This is a genomic window from Gilliamella sp. CG22 (assembly GCF_046635725.1).
Lineage (GTDB): Bacteria > Pseudomonadota > Gammaproteobacteria > Enterobacterales > Orbaceae > Gilliamella > Gilliamella apicola_I.
Map to the genome: position 1 here is coordinate 32,738 of NZ_JBIDFK010000004.1, position 18,453 is coordinate 51,190.

The following is an 18,453-nucleotide window of genomic DNA, read 5'->3' on the forward strand; positions in this document are numbered from 1 at the left end:
GGAATTGAAATGAAACCATTAATTATTAAGCTTGGCGGAGTACTACTCGATAATAAAGATGCACTCAATAAGTTGTTTTTAGTTATTCGTGATTATAAACAGAATTTTAACCGTCCTTTAATTATTGTACACGGTGGGGGCAGTGTCGTTGATTCCTTAATGGATAGGTTATCGATCCCCGTTGTTCGTCGTAATGGATTAAGGGTCACGCCGGCAGATCAAATTGATGTGATTGTTGGTAGTCTTGCCGGTAGCGCAAATACCACTTTACTCTCTGAAGCTAAAAAACAGCATATACCAAGTATAGGGCTCTGTTTAGCGGACGGTGATAGCGTCAAAGTTAAGCAGATTTCGGAAGAGCTCGGGTATGTTGGTGAAGCTCAGGCTGGGGATCCAACTTTAGTGAATCTTCTAATAAAAAACGGTTATTTACCGATCGTAAGTTCAATTGGTATAACAGATGAAGGCCAAATGATGAATGTTAACGCTGATCATGCAGCAGTGGCGTTAGCTAAAACATTAGATGCTGATTTAATTTTGCTTTCTGATGTAGTTGGCGTTTTAGATGAGAATAAACAGCGCATTGAATCATTAACACAATCACAAGCTGATCAACTTATCGCTAATGGGGTGATTACTGATGGCATGATAGTTAAAGTTAATTCTGCATTTGAAGCTGCTGAAGCGTTAGGCAGGGGAATTGATATAGCAAGTTGGAAAGAACCGGATAAGCTAATAGAATTATTTAATGGAAAATCCGGTATAACGGGCACAAGAATTATTGCTTAAATAGCGATCAGATATTATATTACATCGGTTATCATTATAACTGTTTTAAGAAAAAAAGTGATGTAGGTTTCAAGATTTTTTAACTTATTTGTCGATCGTCGTTAATTAAGAAAGGGTATAACATGAAAAAAAGTAGCACAAAAAAGGTCGTTTTAGCCTATTCAGGTGGTTTAGATACATCCGCTATTATTCCTTGGTTAAAAGAAAATTATGGTGGATGTGAAGTTTATGCGTTAGTGGCTAATGTCGGTCAAGATCCAAAAGAATTGAAAGATGTTGAAAAGAAAGCCAAAGCTTCTGGCGCTGTAGCATGTAAAGTGGTCGATTTACGAGAAGAATTTGTTAAAGATTATGTTTACCCAGTCTTAAAAACCGGTGCTTTATACGAAGGAACTTATTATCTTGGTACATCAATGGCACGTCCAATTATTGCTAAAGCACAAGTCGAATATGCGTTAGAAGTTGGCGCCGATACGCTTTGCCATGGTGCGACAGGTAAAGGTAATGATCAAGTCCGTTTTGAAACAACTTATACCGCGCTTGCTCCCCAATTAAAAGTGATAGCACCTTGGCGTGAGTGGGATTTACGCTCACGTGAAGCCTTAATTGACTATTTAAAAGTAAGAAAAATACAAACAACCGCAACGGTCGAAAAAATTTACAGTCGTGATGAAAATGCTTGGCACATCTCAACCGAAGGTGGCGTTCTTGAAAGTACTTGGAATCAAGCAAACGCAGATTGCTGGGCTTGGACGGTTTCTCCTGAAGATGCACCAAATAAACCTGAACTTGTGACTATTGGTATTGAAAAAGGTGAGGTAGTTTCAGTTAATGGTAAAAAACTTTCGCCTTACAACTGTGTTGCCACATTGAATAAAATTGGTGCTAAACATGGAGTAGGTCGGGTCGATATTATTGAAAATCGTTTAGTAGGAATCAAATCACGTGGTTGTTATGAAACGCCTGGTGGTACCATTATGATGACCGCTTTGCGAGGGCTTGAGCAGTTGATTTTAGATCGTGATAGTTTCAAATGGCGTGAGCAGTTAGGTCTTGAAATGGCTTATGTTGTTTATGATGGTCGTTGGTTTGCCCCTTATCGTCGTTCTATTCAAGCAGCAGCCGATGTATTAGCTGAAGATATGACAGGTGAAGTTGTGGTGAAGCTTTATAAAGGCAGTGCTACCGCAGTGCAGAAAAAATCACCGAATAGCTTATATAACGAAGAGTTTGCTACATTCGGAGAAGATGAGGTTTATGATCACAGCCATGCTGGTGGTTTTATTCGATTATTTTCTTTATCTTCACGCATTCGAGCATTGAATGAAGAAAAGAAAAAACAGCCAGCTAAAAAAGCTAAAGCTGCTACAAAAACATCTGATTCACCAAAAAAGGTAAAAACGGAGAGTAAAGCTAAAGCAGCAACCAAAGAAGTAACTAAATCTAAAACAACAAAAAAATCGGAAAAGTAATTTTTTGATATTGATCTAGATAAGTGAGATAAAAGATATATATAGGCTATGTCCTGTATATATCTCTTTTATACTCTGTTAGCTATTTTATACAAAATAAGAACAATAAATTCAGATTGTTTAGCAATTAAAATTGATTAATAAATATTTGAGGTAGGTATGGCATTATGGGGTGGGCGTTTTAGCCAAGCAGCAGATCAACATTTTAAACATTTTAATGATTCTTTGCGCTTTGATTATCGTCTTGCTGAGCAAGATATTATTGGATCTATAGCTTGGTCTAAAGCATTGGTCACGGTTAGTGTCTTATCCTATGATGAGCAAAAAAAACTCGAAAAAGCCTTAAATGAATTATTAGTCAGTGTTCAACACAATCCTCATCAAATTTTAGAAAGTGATGCTGAAGATATTCACAGTTGGGTCGAACACAAATTAATTGAAAAAGTGGGCGATCTTGGTAAAAAATTACACACAGGACGAAGTCGTAATGACCAATCTACTACCGATTTAAAACTATGGTGCAAATCTGAAATTCAACAGTTGATTTCAGCCATTAATCACTTAAGACAATCTTTAGTTAATACGGCTGACAAGCATCAAGAGACTGTGATGCCAGGTTACACCCATTTACAACGAGCACAACCCATTACATTTGCGCATTGGTGCCTTGCTTATTATGAGATGTTAACGCGTGATGTGAGCCGTTTACAAGATACGTTAACACGTTTGGATGTGAGTCCATTAGGTAGTGGGGCACTAGCCGGTACCGCTTATCCTATGGATCGGGAGGAGCTTGCAAGCTGGTTAGGGTTTGCTCAAGCAACAAATAACAGTTTAGACGCTGTTTCTGACCGTGACCATATTCTGGAATTATTAAATAACGCTTCAATTGGTATGGTACATCTATCACGTTTTGCAGAAGATTTGATTATTTTTAATAGCGGTGAAGCTAATTTTGTTGAATTGTCTGATCGTGTTACATCTGGTTCTTCATTGATGCCTCAAAAGAAAAATCCGGATGCTTTAGAGTTAATTCGAGGAAAAGTCGGGCGAGTTGTGGGGGCTTTAACTGGTGCAATTGTCACTTTTAAAGGATTACCGCTTGCTTATAATAAAGATCTACAAGAAGATAAAGAACATCTCTTTGATGCTCTAGATACATGGCTTGAATGCTTAGATATGGCCGCTTTAGTATTGGAAGATATCAAAATTAATAGCGATAGATGTCGAGAAGCCGCCAAACAAGGCTATTCAAATGCGACTGAACTGGCAGATTATTTAGTTGCTAAAGGTATACCATTTCGTGAAGCCCATCATATTGTGGGTGAGGCCGTGGTCGGTGCTATCGCTAAACAAAAAGCTTTAGAAGAACTCTCATTAGAAGAACTAAAAGCGTTTAGTTCGGTAATCGACAATGATGTTTACCCAATTTTGTCTTTGGCATCTTGTCTTGCCAAACGTTGTGCAAAAGGGGGCGTATCACCAGACCAAGTAAAAATGGCGATTGAAAATGCTAAACGACAATTAGCAATTTAATTGCTCATCCCACTTGTTTAGCCAGTATTTTGCTGGCTTTTTATATTATCACTGTTTTTATTACTCAATAATCTTATCAAATATACAAAACAAATTTGACGGCGATTATTCAAAAAATCTTGATAAAAATCTGATTGTATATCTTGCCAGACAGTGTAAAAATGTATGTCTATTTTTTGAAGGATTAAAGTGAATTGCAATGAGTAAGAGTTATAACTTTAGTGCAGGTCCGGCTAAAATACCTGCTGATGTTTTACAACAAGCACAGGCTGAATTATTAAATTGGCAAAATACGGGCGCTTCGGTGATGGAATTAAGTCATCGAGGCAAAGAATTTGATCAATGTGCGATTGAAGCAACCAATGATTTGCGTGACATTTTAAAAGTACCCAATAATTATAAAATATTATTTTGTCAGGGTGGGGCTCGCGCACAATTTGCAGCTGTTCCTTTAAACATTTTAGGGAATAAAACCAGTGCTGATTACATCAATAGTGGATATTGGAGTGAATGTGCAGCTAAAGAAGCAAAAAAATATTGCAATGTTATCGAACAAAATATTGTTATTAAACAGGCAGGAATTACATCAGTTAAACCTATGTCTGATTGGTATTTAAATAGTGATTCGGCTTATGTCCATTATTGCCCAAATGAAACCATTGATGGTATCGAAATATTTGAAGAACCTAATTTTGACGATAAAATTGTAGTGGCTGATTTTTCTTCTTCTATTCTATCTCAACCTATTGATGTTAGCCGTTATGGTATCATTTATGCAGGTGCCCAAAAAAATATAGGTCCTTCAGGTATTACCATTGTTATTGTCCGAGAAGATCTTCTTGGTCATGCTAAATCTATTCTGCCTTCCGTTTTAGACTATAAAGTGTTGAACGATTACGATTCTATGTTTAATACTCCGCCAACCTTTGCTTGGTATATGTCAGGTCTAGTTTTTAAATGGATTAAAAAACTTGGCGGATTAGAAGCGATGGCAAAACGCAATCATGCTAAAGCGCAACAACTTTATCAATTTATTGATCAGTCAGACTTTTATCGAAACACTGTGGCTAAAAATAATCGATCCATCATGAATGTAACGTTTTTATCACCCAATGAAGAGTTAGATAAAAAGTTTGTTAGTGAAGCAACGCAAGCCAATATTATTGGTATAAAAGGGCATCGTATTGCCGGTGGAATGCGAGCATCAATTTATAATGCGATGGATATTGAAGGTGTGAATTACTTAATTGAGTTTATGAAACAATTTGAAGCTCAAAATGGATAATTAAAATTTATTTTGTGAATAAAAAAGGGGAGTACTTCCCCTTTTAATCAATCTTAATTACAACGATAAACATCACCAACCATAACCGCATCAGTTGGAGCAACATCTGAGATATATTGTAATGATGCATCTTGAGCATCATATATCACATTTCCCCCCATAGCGGCAGCTTTGTTCATCAAATCAGATGCAGCATCACGTATCAATTCGCTATGTGTTTTTGTACCAGAAAAAAATGTTCCACGACGTCCTTCAGCTTTACCTAACAGTTGGCAATTAGCCGTTGGTTTAGTATCAACAAACTGAACTTGACGCCCAGCTTGGGTAAGCTCATATTGAGAATTACTACATGCATTTAAAAATAACGCTGTAGACACTGTTAAACTAACTAATAATAATTTTTTGCAAGACATAATATTTCCTCAGCCATTAGAACAACAGAACATTAATTATAACCTAAAACATTGTAACAGGTTAATGGGTTTAAAAATATCAGTTATTAAAATCCAAAGTATCCAATAGATTAAAGATTAAGAAATAAGCAAACCGACTTAATTTATGCATTTAACTATAGCAAAATCGATTTAAGTCTATTATAATCGCAACCCTACTAACTTAGTAGCACATCACTAAAGGCCCCTTAGCTCAGTTGGTCAGAGCAGTCGACTCATAATCGATTGGTCACTGGTTCAAGTCCAGTAGGGGCCACCATCATAAGAATCAAGCAAATTTAAAAACATATAACATATCTTTATCTAAGTCGTTATCCATTTTTTATAATTTATGCATGATTTAGCTCAAATTCAAAAACTGCCGTAGTATTTATTAGCCCTTAACGCATTAATCATAATGGCGATCCTGTTTTTGTTTAGATCTTTAATGATGTAGTGATGGAAAGAGATAATAATATTAGTCCCTAAAAAAGGAAACAACCAAATAGAATGACCTTGTGTTGCTCTCCTAATGTCATTTGGTATTTGCTTGTAAATGGAAAAATAGATATCAACCTATAAGACGAATAAAAAAAGGGAGGATAGATAAATTTAAAAAGATTGAACTATAGATTTATAAGTAAATATAATAATACTTACATAAACAATTATTTTAAGTCTTATGAAAACAGACTCTTTTTTTCTCAAGTTTTTTTATAAAATTTCATTATATGGATGTAAATCCTCATATTCTCCAAACAGAAAATAATTTCTATAATAAATATACGAAAACCTTTCACCCAACTATTTAACTGCCATCCATGTAATAAAACATAATTGTTGAAGCTATACTCCTAGTATAACTATTCACAATATTTACAATCTTTGTACTTATTGGTAATACTTTTTAATTTGTTTATTAAATGATTACTTATTTTTATTCCTATATTAAAATATTTATTCTAATTATATCATTAATAACATCAAAAATTATAATAGCCCATAATTAACATTATTCATTAATAATGAAAAACTTTGTTAGTATCATAAAATTGAAAAAAAAAGTTTTTCCTTTGGTAATTAATTCGGTAATGATTGAATTGGAAAACATTGATAAATTTTTTTACATGAATTATCGTATTTAAATCGAATCAAATCGAATCGAGACATGACAGATTTTAGTGTAAATAATTTCCTATATCCATTCAAATTATACACTGCATATTGTTGAAATTTTTTCTTGCAACCAAAAGTCTAAAAAATCAACTTGCACAAAATTAATATCAACTGCATATGGTGGGTATCTCAACCACCAATAAATTTGTCTGCTAATATATAAATTAATAATTTGAGGTTTGCATTTTACTTCAGGATTATTCCAATTTAATAAAGAAAGAATTTTATCTTGGTTATCAGTCAAAAAAGTTATTCTTTTTTCTATTTTTCCTATTTGACCTCTTTTATCTCCTTTACCAAATATTTTCTCTCTTAATCGTCTCATATCTTTTATACAGTAATATGGCTGATTATATTTACACTCAATATTTAGCCAAATGTTCTTTTCCGGAAAGTAAGCTAATGTATCAAAATCTCCAACATCTGGAAATTTTTCTTTTTTGAATCTACGTTTAAAATCAATTCCCTTTTCTAAAAACGATGTAAATCGTTTAATGATCTCAAAAGTTTTTGTTTCTAATTGATTTTCGATATACTCTTTTATATTTCTAACTTCATGAGAGACATGTTTCCATTCAAATTCAGCAGGAAGATAACCGTTTGCTAAATGGTTAGCCCATATCATATAAGACCTATAGGTTGCAGCTGCTCCCCAAATTATTTTATTATCAATTTCGATTAGTGGGCGTATATTATATCTATGACCTCGTTTATTATGATCTGATATAGGAACATCAAAGTATTCTGACTCAGAACCTAATAATTTTCTTATTTGATTTGGCTCTAATATAAGAAAATTAATTATTTTTCTTGCTTCATCGATAGATAAGTTTTTACAGTTTTTTATTAAAACCTTTTCTAATTCAGCCTTAGTTGATGTATATGATAAATTCATTGGAATTTGATTAATTTGAGCCCACTGAAATAATATAGAAAAGGTTACTAATAAACTAGAATAGTTGAAATCAAGATCTTGCTTAAATGCAGCGTCAAGTCTTTCTAATCTGCTAATTAAAATATTAGGTTCTATTTCATCATCAATATTTAAGTTATAACCAAGTTTATAACGAGCCTGTTCTTCATTAAATATTTTTTCATTTATTTCTCTATTATTAGAGAAATAAACTTGAGGAATATAAAAATTATCAACGATTAATCCTCCTACATCAATATCATTGTGTATAATATCGCTGAAGTTATAAAGAACGATTAACCAATCAACATCAGCGATTAATTGTAATATTTCATCTGTTTCAGGTAAATAAGTACTTTTCGAATTTAAATTTACTGCGCATTCTAATAAATATCTATAATTAGCAGCTGTTCTTTTAAATTCCATATTTAATTTTGATAACTCTTCGACTCTATTATAATTAACTTCATGTTGAAGACTAAGTTTGATTCGTTTTTCTTTATTATGATTTTCATTGACATAAGCATCATAATTTTCAATTATATTTAACAATAATTCATTTCGATTAAAAGAAGTAATTGTTGCATGTATTTTGTCTCTAAAAGAGGTTGCTAATGAATTAATTATATCTTTAGCTTCATGTAACTCATATTTTCCTTTTTGAATATCATTGTCTTTAATTAACTGTGCCAGTTTTTTTCGAGCAAGTTTAAAGTGTTTTTGTTCAGGTATTTTGGGAGATTTTTCTAAAGTGTCAAAATTTCGTTGCTCTTTAGAAATAATAATTCTCGGAATTCTATCTTTAGTTTGCTGAATTTTTTGTTCTATTTCTGAAGGAAATTCAAAGGAAAGAATCGTTGAAATAAGTTTAAAAAAAGCAATACAAATTTCAGCTTGGAAGCTAGCATCTTGTGGTTTATTCAATTTATATTGGAGTAATTGTAGATTTATACCAATTTCTAATTTAGCAGATATATCCTCCTTATTAATTAATGAATATGATGTAACTAGTTCCTGCTCATCACTTTCTTTAATATCGTCATTACTATTAACCAAATATTTTTGATCGGCTAAACAGTTTATAGCCAAATTCTTATATTTTAAAAATGATATATCTTTTAAAATATCTTTGCGTTGTGATAAAGCATCACAAATACACTCTAAAAATAAAGTAAGCAATTCACCATTTAGTGGATCTTCTATTAATAAAGGCTCGCAATTGGAATAAAAATGTATAGTACAATTGTTTATTTCTGTTGACCAAGATGCACCAAAATGATTTTGAGCAATTAATAATACATTCCCATCATAACTGTGTTTAATATTCCATTTTGTATTGGAGGAAGGAAAATTTGATGGAGCTGCTAACCAATACTTTTTTAATTCATTAAATCGCCAATTGGATCCCAAATGGGGATCAAGTGAAATCATATTGAAAGAAACAGCCCCATCCTCTAAAACTGAATTGCTTGTTTGAAATGAAGCAAATATATCAGCTATGGAATAAAGAGGATTTATTTTTTTTTCATAGTTATGCAAATAAGATCTAAAAGATGATAGTTCTTTTAGGTTTTTCACTGAATCAAATAAAAAAATGAATTCAACTAATGAAAGGATTAAATAATCGCACTTTAATTTGGGCAATTCAAAAGTACAAGTAGGGCAAGTTGAAACATGAGGGAAAATAACAATGAGTTCTATGTTATCTATAGTTGGTTGTTTGCCATAATTATTTTTAATTTGAATAAAATTTGGATTAGATCGCTTGGTTAAAAGCCATTCACCTTCTAATAAAAACTTATAGATATCATTATATAGTTTTCTTAAATAATTGGGTTGGTTTATATCGATAAATGTAAAAAAAGAAAAATTATTTTCATTTTGAAGTAACCCAAAAAATTCATAAGGAAGAATTTTACATTTATTACATAGTTTAAAAGGCTCTTTAATTATATTATTAAACCTTTGCGACAAAAAATCTGATAATGCATATGAGCTGTTTATTTTAATATTTTTTTTTGCATAATATTCAATAACTACATTTACCATATTTCTAAATGAAACAGGATAAATATTATTATCAATATTTATACCAACCGCAGGGATTGCTACACCCTTAAGAATCATATTTGATAATGTTTTTGAACTATCAATACGATCAATATCACCAAATTTTTTAATTAATACCTCATCTATTTGGTGTGCTACATTTTGAAAAGAAGTAAAAATACTTACAAGCATATGATAACATTCGTGCCAGAATTCTTCAGAAGGAATTTCTATATAACCGGGTTCGATGTTATTTTTAACGTTGAAATTTTTTTTATCAAAAAAAGAAAAACAAATATTTTGTAATATTAAAATATTTTCCATTTGTTTTAAAATATTAGGATAAGTTGAGTAATATATTTCAAATGCTTTTATGTAATCAGTAATAAGTTCAACAGAACCACCATAAAATATCCTATATAGTTCATTTTTCCATAAAACTTTTATTTCATCCCAATCTTGCTCGGGAACATAGTCTTCTAAATAAGGAGATTCTGGTAGATATTGATAAACCGAAGAAAGAAAATGTCTGAATTCTTGATATGTGTTTATTTTTTTCTCACTTCTGAATGATTCAACTTTCATGGAAAGTAAGACGTTAAGTGCTAACGTATGTTTTACTTGACTAGAAATGTTTGGAAGCCACAATTCAGATATGTTTAATGCTAAAAAAGTATCTAAAGGATTATATTCGGAGAAAATAACAATTAAATTTTCTATTAACTGAGGAAGTTCATCCTTGTTATTTTTACTTATTCCTTTCCCATAAAATAATTTATTTAAATTAAGGTGTTGTATGTAATCTATAGTAGTTGTTTTATAAGTTTTGCTTTTTTTTCTTTTTCTTAATTTACTTTTTCGTTTTACATATTTTTTCATGATAAATAACACAGTTTAAATAATTTAAATTATATCTTATTTTTCAGATTAAGGTATTAAAAATTTCTAGACTGTATAATTCCAAAATCATTTTTCTTAAATATAGGAATGCAAAAAGTGATTTTGTTTTATTTTAGAATTAATTATTCAAATAATACAATTGATTGCTTATTAATGGTTGAAATTTTAGTAATTTTATCCAATTTTTTTATACTTTATCTTTTTAAGAAAGTTTTATTGCAATTTTTTTTATATTGCAGATTAGATAATCTTAAATATAATAACCTGATTATTAGATAAGCTAAAGATTGTCCTTAATGCAATAAAAGGGCAATAAAATACGATATTTCTTACAGAAAGGACATATAAATAATCATTAAGTCCTTTTTTCTTAAAATCAGTTTCCTAACACAGATACTAATTCATTTTCTAACAAGGATATTAATGATGAAAATAATTAACCCATCAGAATTTGAAAAAAATAATACATTTGGACAAGGTGAGCCTAATGTACATTAGGCTAAATATTTTATTGGTCAATCATATCTAAATTTATTAACAGAACCCACAAAGTCCTCTTTATTAATTGCAAATGTTACATTTGAGCCTGGTTGTCGAAATAATTGGCATATTCATCATGCATCAAAAGGAGGAGGGCAAATTCTATATGTACAGCTGGCAGCGGTTGGTATCAAAAATATGGGGACAAGCCAATAAGTTTAGAACCTGGTATGGTGATTATGATTCCTGCGAATGTAAAACATTGGCATAGCGCCAAGATTGACTCATGTTTTAGCCATATAGCTATCGAAGTGCTGGGTGAGGATACCTATAATGAATGGTGTGAAGCGGTATCTGAAGAAGATTACAAAAAATTGGGTCAAATCAATAATTAAAAACCTTAAAAATATCAAATTCTTTATTTTTAAGTATAACTTTTGTTAATTAAAACCGATAATTTAGCTTGATTAATTGACACCGTACATTTTTGGTGTATAATTAACCTAAACTAAGATAATTTTATTTAAAGCCCCGCTATAAATAGTGGGGCTTTTTTATTTCTCGAAAACATTAATGGGTTACTAAAATAATAATTTCCCGTTTTTTAGTTGATAGAAATGAAATTGATAGTTTATAAAATATTTCAGATTTATTTTTTATATGATCAATGCCAAATTATTTAAAAAGGAGGTTTTCAAAAAACGTAAACAAATAATTAATTTTATCTTACTAACAGAGTCATCAGTATAAAAAAGATGTTATATCTTTTCTTACAACTTTTTAAGTTAACATAAGTAACGTTTTCAATTTTTAGATTTAAACCTTAAACATCATCTCCATCGTGAGTTTATTCAAACTCTCAACAACTTTCTAATAATACAATCTCAAAAAATTAAATCAGAAATCTCATCAGTATATTAGATGAATTGATAGCCTCAATTCTAACGATTTATTTAGAAATTCTGATAATCAACCACCGCAAAATAGCAATATTTTCAATTGTTATTTTGCAAATACAACTAAAACATTTAATTAATTAGGAAATAATATGAATACAACAAAAACAATTGACAGTAATGTTACAAGTTTATACATCGCAGAAGAAGATGATTTAAAAATACTTCCTAGCAATCCTGTTTGGCATGGTATCGAAGTAAATAGCTATAGTGATTTCGGCGGTTCTACAACCTTACTACAGCGAGAAACGATCAATCCTTCACGACAAAATCAAAAGGGTAAAATTGTTGATATTGATGCTTCAGCAGGTTTTAGCCTTGATATGACTAAAAATATTTTTCCATGGCTAATGCGAGGCTTCATGTTTGCAGAAGCAAGAGAAAAATTTACAACTCAATCACTTAGCGGTAAAACATTACCTATTAAGAGTGTATCAAAAGGTTATAATTTTCCAGATAGTCATAAATTACCGCAAAAATTACTGACAGGCACGATTATTCATGCTTCAGGGTTTAGCAATTTTGCAAACAATGGTTTAAAAATTGTATCTTCTTGCTCTGATAACAATATTTCAACTAACTCAAGTACACCACAAATAGAAGAATTGAATCCGCCAGCTAGCGCAAAAATTTCTGCGGTAGGTTTTAAATTCAGCTCTGGTAGTTGTTCAATGGAAGTTAAAAAAGGAACATTACCTAAATTAGTTTCTACTTCGACTGATTTAACTAAGCTCGGATTAATTGAAGGTGAATGGATTTGGGTTGGTGGTGATGCATCGGACTCTTATTTTCCAAAAAATAGAGGTTGGGCAAGAATAACCGAAATTACTGCGAAAACAATAACTTTTGATGATACCGACTTTGTGCCTGAAAATGATACCGGTGCTAATATTAAATTAGAAATCTATTTTGGAACGGTAATTAAAAATGAAAAAGAACAAAATAAAATTGTTAAAAAAACCTATTGTTTTGAACGAACACTCGGTTCAGTTAATAACGAAATTCAAGCCCAATACGTTAATGGGGCAGTTGCAAATGAATTAACCATTAATATGGGTTCAGCACAATATGTTACTGCAGATTTGAATTATGTTGGATGTAATTCTTTCACGAAAAAAGGGAAGAATCGAATTATAGGTGAACGTTTAGAATGTGATAAATCATCACCTTTTAACGCAACTTCTAATATTTATCGACAAAAATTAAGTATTAATGATACCAAAAGTTCAACACCAAGTGCTTTATTTGCTTATGTTACTGATTCCAGTTTAGCTATTTCTAATGGTGTTACAGGAGTTAAAGGACTTGGAATTTTAGGAAGCTTTGATGTATCAGTTGGTAATTTTAGTGTAACTGGATCAATTACCGCTTACTTTTCTTCGGTTGATGCGATAGAAGCGATTCGAAACAACGCAGATGTTGGCTTTTCGACAATTTTAGCTGCGGAAAATTCAGGTGTCATTTTTGACATTCCTTTATTAGCATTAAGTGGTGGTATGCCTAATATAGAAAAAGATCAGAAAATTACGATACCACTTGAGAAAACAGGGGCGGAAAACAAACATGGTTACACAATGATGTATCAAACATTTGAATACCTTCCTGATTCAGCAATGCCATATGTTAACGTTTAATTATATTAATCATAATTGTGCTTTTTAGGAGAAGAAAATGAGTTTATTTGAACAATTTGAAACAGATAGAAATAAAGAAAAAGATGGGGTTCCAGTGACTTATGGAGCCAATAAAGATGGAACAATTCCAACGTTCTATTTAGCCCGAATGGGAGGCGTAAATTCTAAATACTCGATGTTAATCAAAAAACTAACTAAACAATACAAAAGACAAATACAGTTAGATTCTTTGCCAGAAGATAAAGTCATTGAAATTTCGATGCAAGCTTTTGTTGGTGGTGTACTAAGAGGCTGGGAAAACATACAAGGACGTGACAATAAAATTATACCTTTCACTTCTGAAAATGCCATCAAACTTTTAACTCAATTGCCTGATTTATTTAATGATTTAATTGCACAAGCAAGTGATATTGATTTATTTAAAACGGTTGAGCTGGAAAAAGATATAAAAAACTAATTGAAGTCCTTGAATATCAACTTGATATGAATGGAAAGGACGAAGATATCATCAGAATGTCTCAACAAATGGGACAAGCACTTCCAGATAAAATCAAAAATAAACCCGAACTTGACGAACATCTTGAATTTTACTATCAAGCTTTTCTCGATTTAGATACGACACGTTCACATTCAATGGGCCCAACACCTATTTCATGGTTAGCAATCATTGAATACGCTCGGTTTTATCAATTAGATAATGAAGATACGAATGATTTTGTTTATCTAATACGTGAAATGGATAAGGTAAATTTAAAATATGTTAATCGGGCTTTTAAATCAAAAAACTAAGTAACATTTTTTAAAAGTAGATGATTATTCATCTTTATTAAGCTTAGTTCATTAAATTTTTTATTGAAAATAGAGTGGTTATATAAGGCTAAAATGAACTTGTATAACTACTACTATTTTGTAAAAAGTTTACCTATAAATAATTTAAATCAGCGCTTTAAAAATATATCAACATGAGAGACAGACTTATTAGTTAATAAATATTGTACCTCAATTTGATTATATTCAGGCAAAAAAGGGGTTTATATGGCAATTGAAACATTACAGTTTTCAGAGAATATTCCTTCCTCAATCAAAACAAAGCTAAAAGGTATCGATAGTGCTTCAGTTTCAGCAAGAATAAATTTAAACAAATTAAAAACATTGTTAAAAAATAGTTGGAATACAGATCCGTTTAAGAAAGCTGAAGATAGTATTAAAAACTTAAGTAACGAAATATTAAAAAGCTTTGAGGTTGTAATAAATCGTACAAAAATATTGAAGAATCCAAATGAAAATTTCAATACATTGACGACAAAAACAAAAAATACAGGGATAGCACAACATCAATCAACAGCTAAAAATACAGATAACACATTAATAACTCCAGATGAACAACTTTTACTAAGTTCGTTAAATCCAATAAATGATAAACTAACAGAATTCAACAAAAAACAATCAGAATTGGCAGGCATCTATCAAAAAGCAGCAATTAGTCAAAATGAGTACAGTGACTATATGACATTATTGAATCAGCAATATGATGAATCAATAGATCCACTTGGTAATTATAATAAAGAGTTAGAGCGAACATGGGAACTGATGAAACTCTCTTCTCAAGAAAGGGCTATAGAAAATGAATTTAATCGTATCACTCTAGATTTGATGAATAAAGGTTTAATATTAAATCAACAGCAAAATGCTGAATTAAGAAAAACAATCGAATTGAATCAGGAGTATTTGAGAATACTTGCGATTAAAGACGGCTTAGAGAATAATTCAAAAAAACAAAAGCAACAAGATTTTGGTGATTTGGTTAATGCTTTAAGTCTGTCCGAATTAGATGATAATGAAATAATTAACGTGTTGAACACAGATAGTCGAAGTCCATTTACAGGAATGTTCGAAAACTCTTGGAGCTTATTAAGTTTGCAGATTGAACAATATCAATCGATGTATGATCAAATAAATGTTCTTACAGAAAAATTCAATCTTGATCAGTCGGTTGCCGCATCATTAAGAGCACAAGTTTGGGCCAAACAAAATGATGTTATTTTAAGTCAGGCAGATAAATTTTTTGGCAATGTGGCAAAATTACAAAGTTCAAATAATGCTACGATGGCTAAAGTTGGTAAAGCAGCAGCGATTGCACAGGCCATTGTAAATACTTATCAATCTGCTAATGCTGCCTATGCATCTATGGCAGGTATTCCTTATATAGGCCCGGCTCTAGGTGCAGCAGCAGCGGCGGCGGCTATTACTTCCGGTATGGCGAATGTCGCAGCCATTCGATCTCAATCAACAGGCTTTATGAAAGGTGGTTATACGGGGAACCTGGCACGAACTCAGGTAGCAGGTCTAGTACATGGTCAAGAATTTGTGATGAATGCGTCAGCAACGCAACGAATAGGGGTTAATAACCTTGAAGCCTTACAACGTGGAGATATGAGTAGCATACAAGTTCCTCAAATTACAAATCAAACTTCAACATCTGAAAAAGCTGAAAGTAGCTTACAAACTATTGCCCCAATCATTAATATTGCATTAGTCAATGACAATGACAGTGCACAGCAATGGTTATCTACTCAAGAAGGTGTCAAGCGAATAATGCAAATAAATCGAGAAAATGGTGATGAACTAGCAACAATAGTGAAAGCTTGTTAATTAAAATGTCTAAGTAAGACCAAATTGCATCAAAATTGAAAATCCCAAATGATATAGTTATAAGATCAAAGTGGATTTAAAACTTGAGTAACTAATAAAATTAAGCGCCTCAATTGGCGCTTTTTCTTTATAAACATTCAAGAACAAATTAACAAAAGCGCATTTAGCTAGCCTTTCACCATTGTCAACATATCAAAAATTGCTTAACTCTTATTTTTATAGAAGGCCAACATGTCAAATATCATTACAGAACAACCCATAAAAGGGGCTAAAGAAACATTTTCCTGGCTAACTGATATCATCGAAACAAAAAACGGTAGAGAGCACAGAATAGGTTTACGTGCTTTACCACGAGTTTCTTATGAATACTCATTTTTAACTCATATTCATAATCGTAACTATTATTTAAATTCACTCAGAAATAATTTTACTGAGATATGGTTGATACCAGATTGGTTGTCAGGAATATATCTTGGTGAGCTAGAATTAGGTCAGAAAACTATACCTAATATCTTAAATCAAAAAGTGGGTGATAAGTTTTTGATTTATCAGAATGCTGAACATAGTGAAGTAAATGAATGGCTACAATTACCAAAACAAAAGCCATTAGAATTTGTTTTCATAGAACCCAAAAAAACCAAATTAGTGTTTGAACTAAAAAAAAGAGTTCCTGTTGAAAAGCAGGTCAATATAAAACCGATAAATTATCATTATAAAGCAGCGTATATTCTTCCATTAATGCCATGTTATCTTACTAATACTAAATACACGACTTCAGGGTATGAAAGTCAAATAGATATTAGTGTTGAGCTAAGTCATGAATTGAATTTTAGCAGCGGCGCTAATTATGGTATCAAGTATCTTGGATTAGAAGTATTGCATAATTTTTATGGAGTGAATGAATCAACAATTCAAAAAGATATTGAAATTGTTGATTATGATCTAGGTAAAATTACCCGAATTGAGAATTGGCAATATTCAAAGCTGTCTCGATCTTTGACTTTTTACCTTGATGGACTGAAAGAAATCCAGGCTTTTAAAAAATTTATTTATCGAATCGAAGGAAAACTTAACGCATTTTGGTTATGTGATAACGATGAAAATCTTGTTAAAACACATATATTAGGCGATAAGATTTATATAGAAAATCAATCATTTAACCCATCATTTAAATATTTAGCATTATTTCATCCAGATAGTGTTTCGTATGTGAAAATTATCAATATTAAAAATACGGGTAAAAGTATTCAATTAACGATTGATCAAGTTATCACTAAGCCTATAACAAAAATTAGTCACTTAATGTTATGTCGTTTTGACACCGATGATATACAAATTGAATACGATACCTATTTACAAGCTCAATCTAACATTCCAATAATCGAGGTTTTCGATGATCAATATTTTTAAACAAGCTGAATTATATGTTTTTAATGATGGAATCAATACATATCGTTATACCAATGGTATGCGTGAACTAAATATTGATAATCAGACATATAAAAAAGAGTCCATCAATCGCACAGCGATAAAACGGGATGCCGCTATTTCCAAAAATAAAATTGATATAACCATGCCAATTACTAATGAAGTCGTGAAATCATGGATAAACCCGGATATCACGAAGCATTTACTTGTTGATATCTATATTCTCGATAAAAAAAATATGACTACGATGTCATGGAGTGGGCGTTTAACTCAGACATCAACATCAGAAAAAGAGATGGTGATGACATTTGAATTATTGATTACACGCTCAGGGCAAACTGGTGTAAATGGAAAAATTCAGCGTAATTGTCGTTATTCTCTTTATGGCGAACATTGTGGTCTAAATAGAGAGGATTTTAAGGTAAAAGGCACTGTGTTAGCTTATGAAAATGATATCGTCACGGTTGAATTTGAACGTGAAATTGAAAATGGTTATTTCACGGCAGGTATTTTAAGGACGCCTGAAGGCGAACAGACGTTTATTAAAGAACATAATCAATCATCAATAGTCCTAATGAGAAAAAATCAGCAATTGTTGGACAATTTAAATAAAGGGATATTACAAATTACGCTGTACAAAGGTTGTTTAAGAACCCTAAATTCTTGCCATTCATTTAATAACACCATCAATTATGGTGGATTTCCTTATTTACCTTTAGAACCGTTAAATAACGGTAATTCAATTGTTTAGG

11 protein-coding genes, 1 tRNA gene and 2 pseudogenes are annotated in these 18,453 nt (G+C 31.4%); 12 read left to right on the forward strand and 2 right to left on the reverse strand.

Annotated features, from left to right (window positions below; all coding sequences use genetic code 11):
• Window positions 1-9 precede the first annotated feature (9 nt).
• From argB to serC, 4 genes and pseudogenes are all read left to right on the forward strand, one after another.
• Window positions 10-789, forward strand: a complete 780-nt coding sequence (gene argB / locus ACGH46_RS04805; RefSeq protein ID WP_267352278.1) for an acetylglutamate kinase — start codon at window positions 10-12, stop codon at window positions 787-789.
• Between the two features lie 122 nt (window positions 790-911).
• A pseudogene (locus tag ACGH46_RS04810) lies at window positions 912-2,129 on the forward strand (argininosuccinate synthase); the annotation flags it as partial.
• 291 nt (window positions 2,130-2,420) lie between these two features.
• Entirely contained in the window at window positions 2,421-3,797 is a 1,377-nt protein-coding gene (gene argH, locus ACGH46_RS04815) for an argininosuccinate lyase (RefSeq protein WP_411604466.1), read from the forward strand.
• Between the two features lie 199 nt (window positions 3,798-3,996).
• Window positions 3,997-5,082, forward strand: a complete 1,086-nt coding sequence (gene serC / locus ACGH46_RS04820) for a 3-phosphoserine/phosphohydroxythreonine transaminase (RefSeq protein ID WP_267352275.1) — start codon at window positions 3,997-3,999, stop codon at window positions 5,080-5,082.
• A gap of 53 nt (window positions 5,083-5,135) precedes the next feature.
• Here the strand turns inward: serC and ACGH46_RS04825 are convergent, their stop codons facing one another.
• Window positions 5,136-5,495: a DUF4156 domain-containing protein gene (locus ACGH46_RS04825; RefSeq protein ID WP_065557704.1), complete on the reverse strand. Its 360-nt coding sequence runs from the start codon at window positions 5,493-5,495 to the stop codon at window positions 5,136-5,138.
• Between the two features lie 221 nt (window positions 5,496-5,716).
• Here ACGH46_RS04825 and ACGH46_RS04830 point away from each other — a divergent pair.
• Window positions 5,717-5,793, forward strand: a tRNA-Ile gene (locus tag ACGH46_RS04830).
• A gap of 930 nt (window positions 5,794-6,723) precedes the next feature.
• Here the strand turns inward: ACGH46_RS04830 and ACGH46_RS04835 are convergent.
• Entirely contained in the window at window positions 6,724-10,530 is a 3,807-nt protein-coding gene (locus tag ACGH46_RS04835) for a hypothetical protein (RefSeq protein WP_411604469.1), read from the reverse strand.
• 447 nt (window positions 10,531-10,977) lie between these two features.
• Between ACGH46_RS04835 and ACGH46_RS04840 the strand changes: the two are divergent.
• The 7 genes and pseudogenes from ACGH46_RS04840 (at window position 10,978) to ACGH46_RS04870 (ending at window position 18,452) form a co-directional block, all read left to right on the forward strand.
• Window positions 10,978-11,426 (forward strand): annotated as a pseudogene (locus ACGH46_RS04840) (cupin domain-containing protein).
• A gap of 653 nt (window positions 11,427-12,079) precedes the next feature.
• Window positions 12,080-13,621 carry a phage tail tube protein gene (locus tag ACGH46_RS04845; RefSeq protein ID WP_411604472.1) on the forward strand — a complete coding sequence of 514 codons (1,542 nt, stop codon included), beginning with the start codon at window positions 12,080-12,082 and terminating at the stop codon, window positions 13,619-13,621.
• Window positions 13,622-13,658: 37 nt separating this feature from the next.
• Window positions 13,659-14,078 carry a hypothetical protein gene (locus ACGH46_RS04850; protein WP_065557711.1) on the forward strand — a complete coding sequence of 140 codons (420 nt, stop codon included), beginning with the start codon at window positions 13,659-13,661 and terminating at the stop codon, window positions 14,076-14,078.
• Between the two features lie 26 nt (window positions 14,079-14,104).
• Complete coding sequence (locus tag ACGH46_RS04855; RefSeq protein ID WP_220217140.1) at window positions 14,105-14,410, forward strand: hypothetical protein; 306 nt, start codon at window positions 14,105-14,107, stop codon at window positions 14,408-14,410.
• A gap of 246 nt (window positions 14,411-14,656) precedes the next feature.
• Window positions 14,657-16,273 (forward strand): hypothetical protein, encoded by a 1,617-nt coding sequence (locus tag ACGH46_RS04860; protein ID WP_411604476.1) that lies wholly within the window; start codon window positions 14,657-14,659, stop codon window positions 16,271-16,273.
• A 231-nt stretch (window positions 16,274-16,504) separates the two neighbouring features.
• Window positions 16,505-17,683, forward strand: coding sequence for a hypothetical protein (locus ACGH46_RS04865; RefSeq protein WP_411604479.1), 1,179 nt, complete (start codon window positions 16,505-16,507; stop codon window positions 17,681-17,683).
• Entirely contained in the window at window positions 17,667-18,452 is a 786-nt protein-coding gene (locus ACGH46_RS04870; RefSeq protein WP_411604481.1) for a phage BR0599 family protein, read from the forward strand. Before ACGH46_RS04865 ends, ACGH46_RS04870 begins: the two co-directional genes overlap by 17 nt.
• Window position 18,453 lies beyond the last annotated feature (1 nt).

Excerpts from the sequence above, each read along its gene's own strand:
- ACGH46_RS04860 (WP_411604476.1), top strand. The coding sequence starts at position 14,657 with ATGGCAATTGAAACATTACAGTTTTCAGAGAATATTCCTTCCTCAATC.
- ACGH46_RS04865 (WP_411604479.1), top strand. The coding sequence starts at position 16,505 with ATGTCAAATATCATTACAGAACAACCCATAAAAGGGGCTAAAGAAACA.
- ACGH46_RS04850 (WP_065557711.1), top strand. The coding sequence starts at position 13,659 with ATGAGTTTATTTGAACAATTTGAAACAGATAGAAATAAAGAAAAAGAT.
- ACGH46_RS04825 (WP_065557704.1), bottom strand. The coding sequence starts at position 5,495 with ATGTCTTGCAAAAAATTATTATTAGTTAGTTTAACAGTGTCTACAGCG.
- argH (WP_411604466.1), top strand. The coding sequence starts at position 2,421 with ATGGCATTATGGGGTGGGCGTTTTAGCCAAGCAGCAGATCAACATTTT.
- argB (WP_267352278.1), top strand. The coding sequence starts at position 10 with ATGAAACCATTAATTATTAAGCTTGGCGGAGTACTACTCGATAATAAA.
- ACGH46_RS04845 (WP_411604472.1), top strand. The coding sequence starts at position 12,080 with ATGAATACAACAAAAACAATTGACAGTAATGTTACAAGTTTATACATC.
- ACGH46_RS04835 (WP_411604469.1), bottom strand. The coding sequence starts at position 10,530 with ATGAAAAAATATGTAAAACGAAAAAGTAAATTAAGAAAAAGAAAAAAA.
- ACGH46_RS04870 (WP_411604481.1), top strand. The coding sequence starts at position 17,667 with ATGATCAATATTTTTAAACAAGCTGAATTATATGTTTTTAATGATGGA.
- ACGH46_RS04855 (WP_220217140.1), top strand. The coding sequence starts at position 14,105 with ATGAATGGAAAGGACGAAGATATCATCAGAATGTCTCAACAAATGGGA.
- serC (WP_267352275.1), top strand. The coding sequence starts at position 3,997 with ATGAGTAAGAGTTATAACTTTAGTGCAGGTCCGGCTAAAATACCTGCT.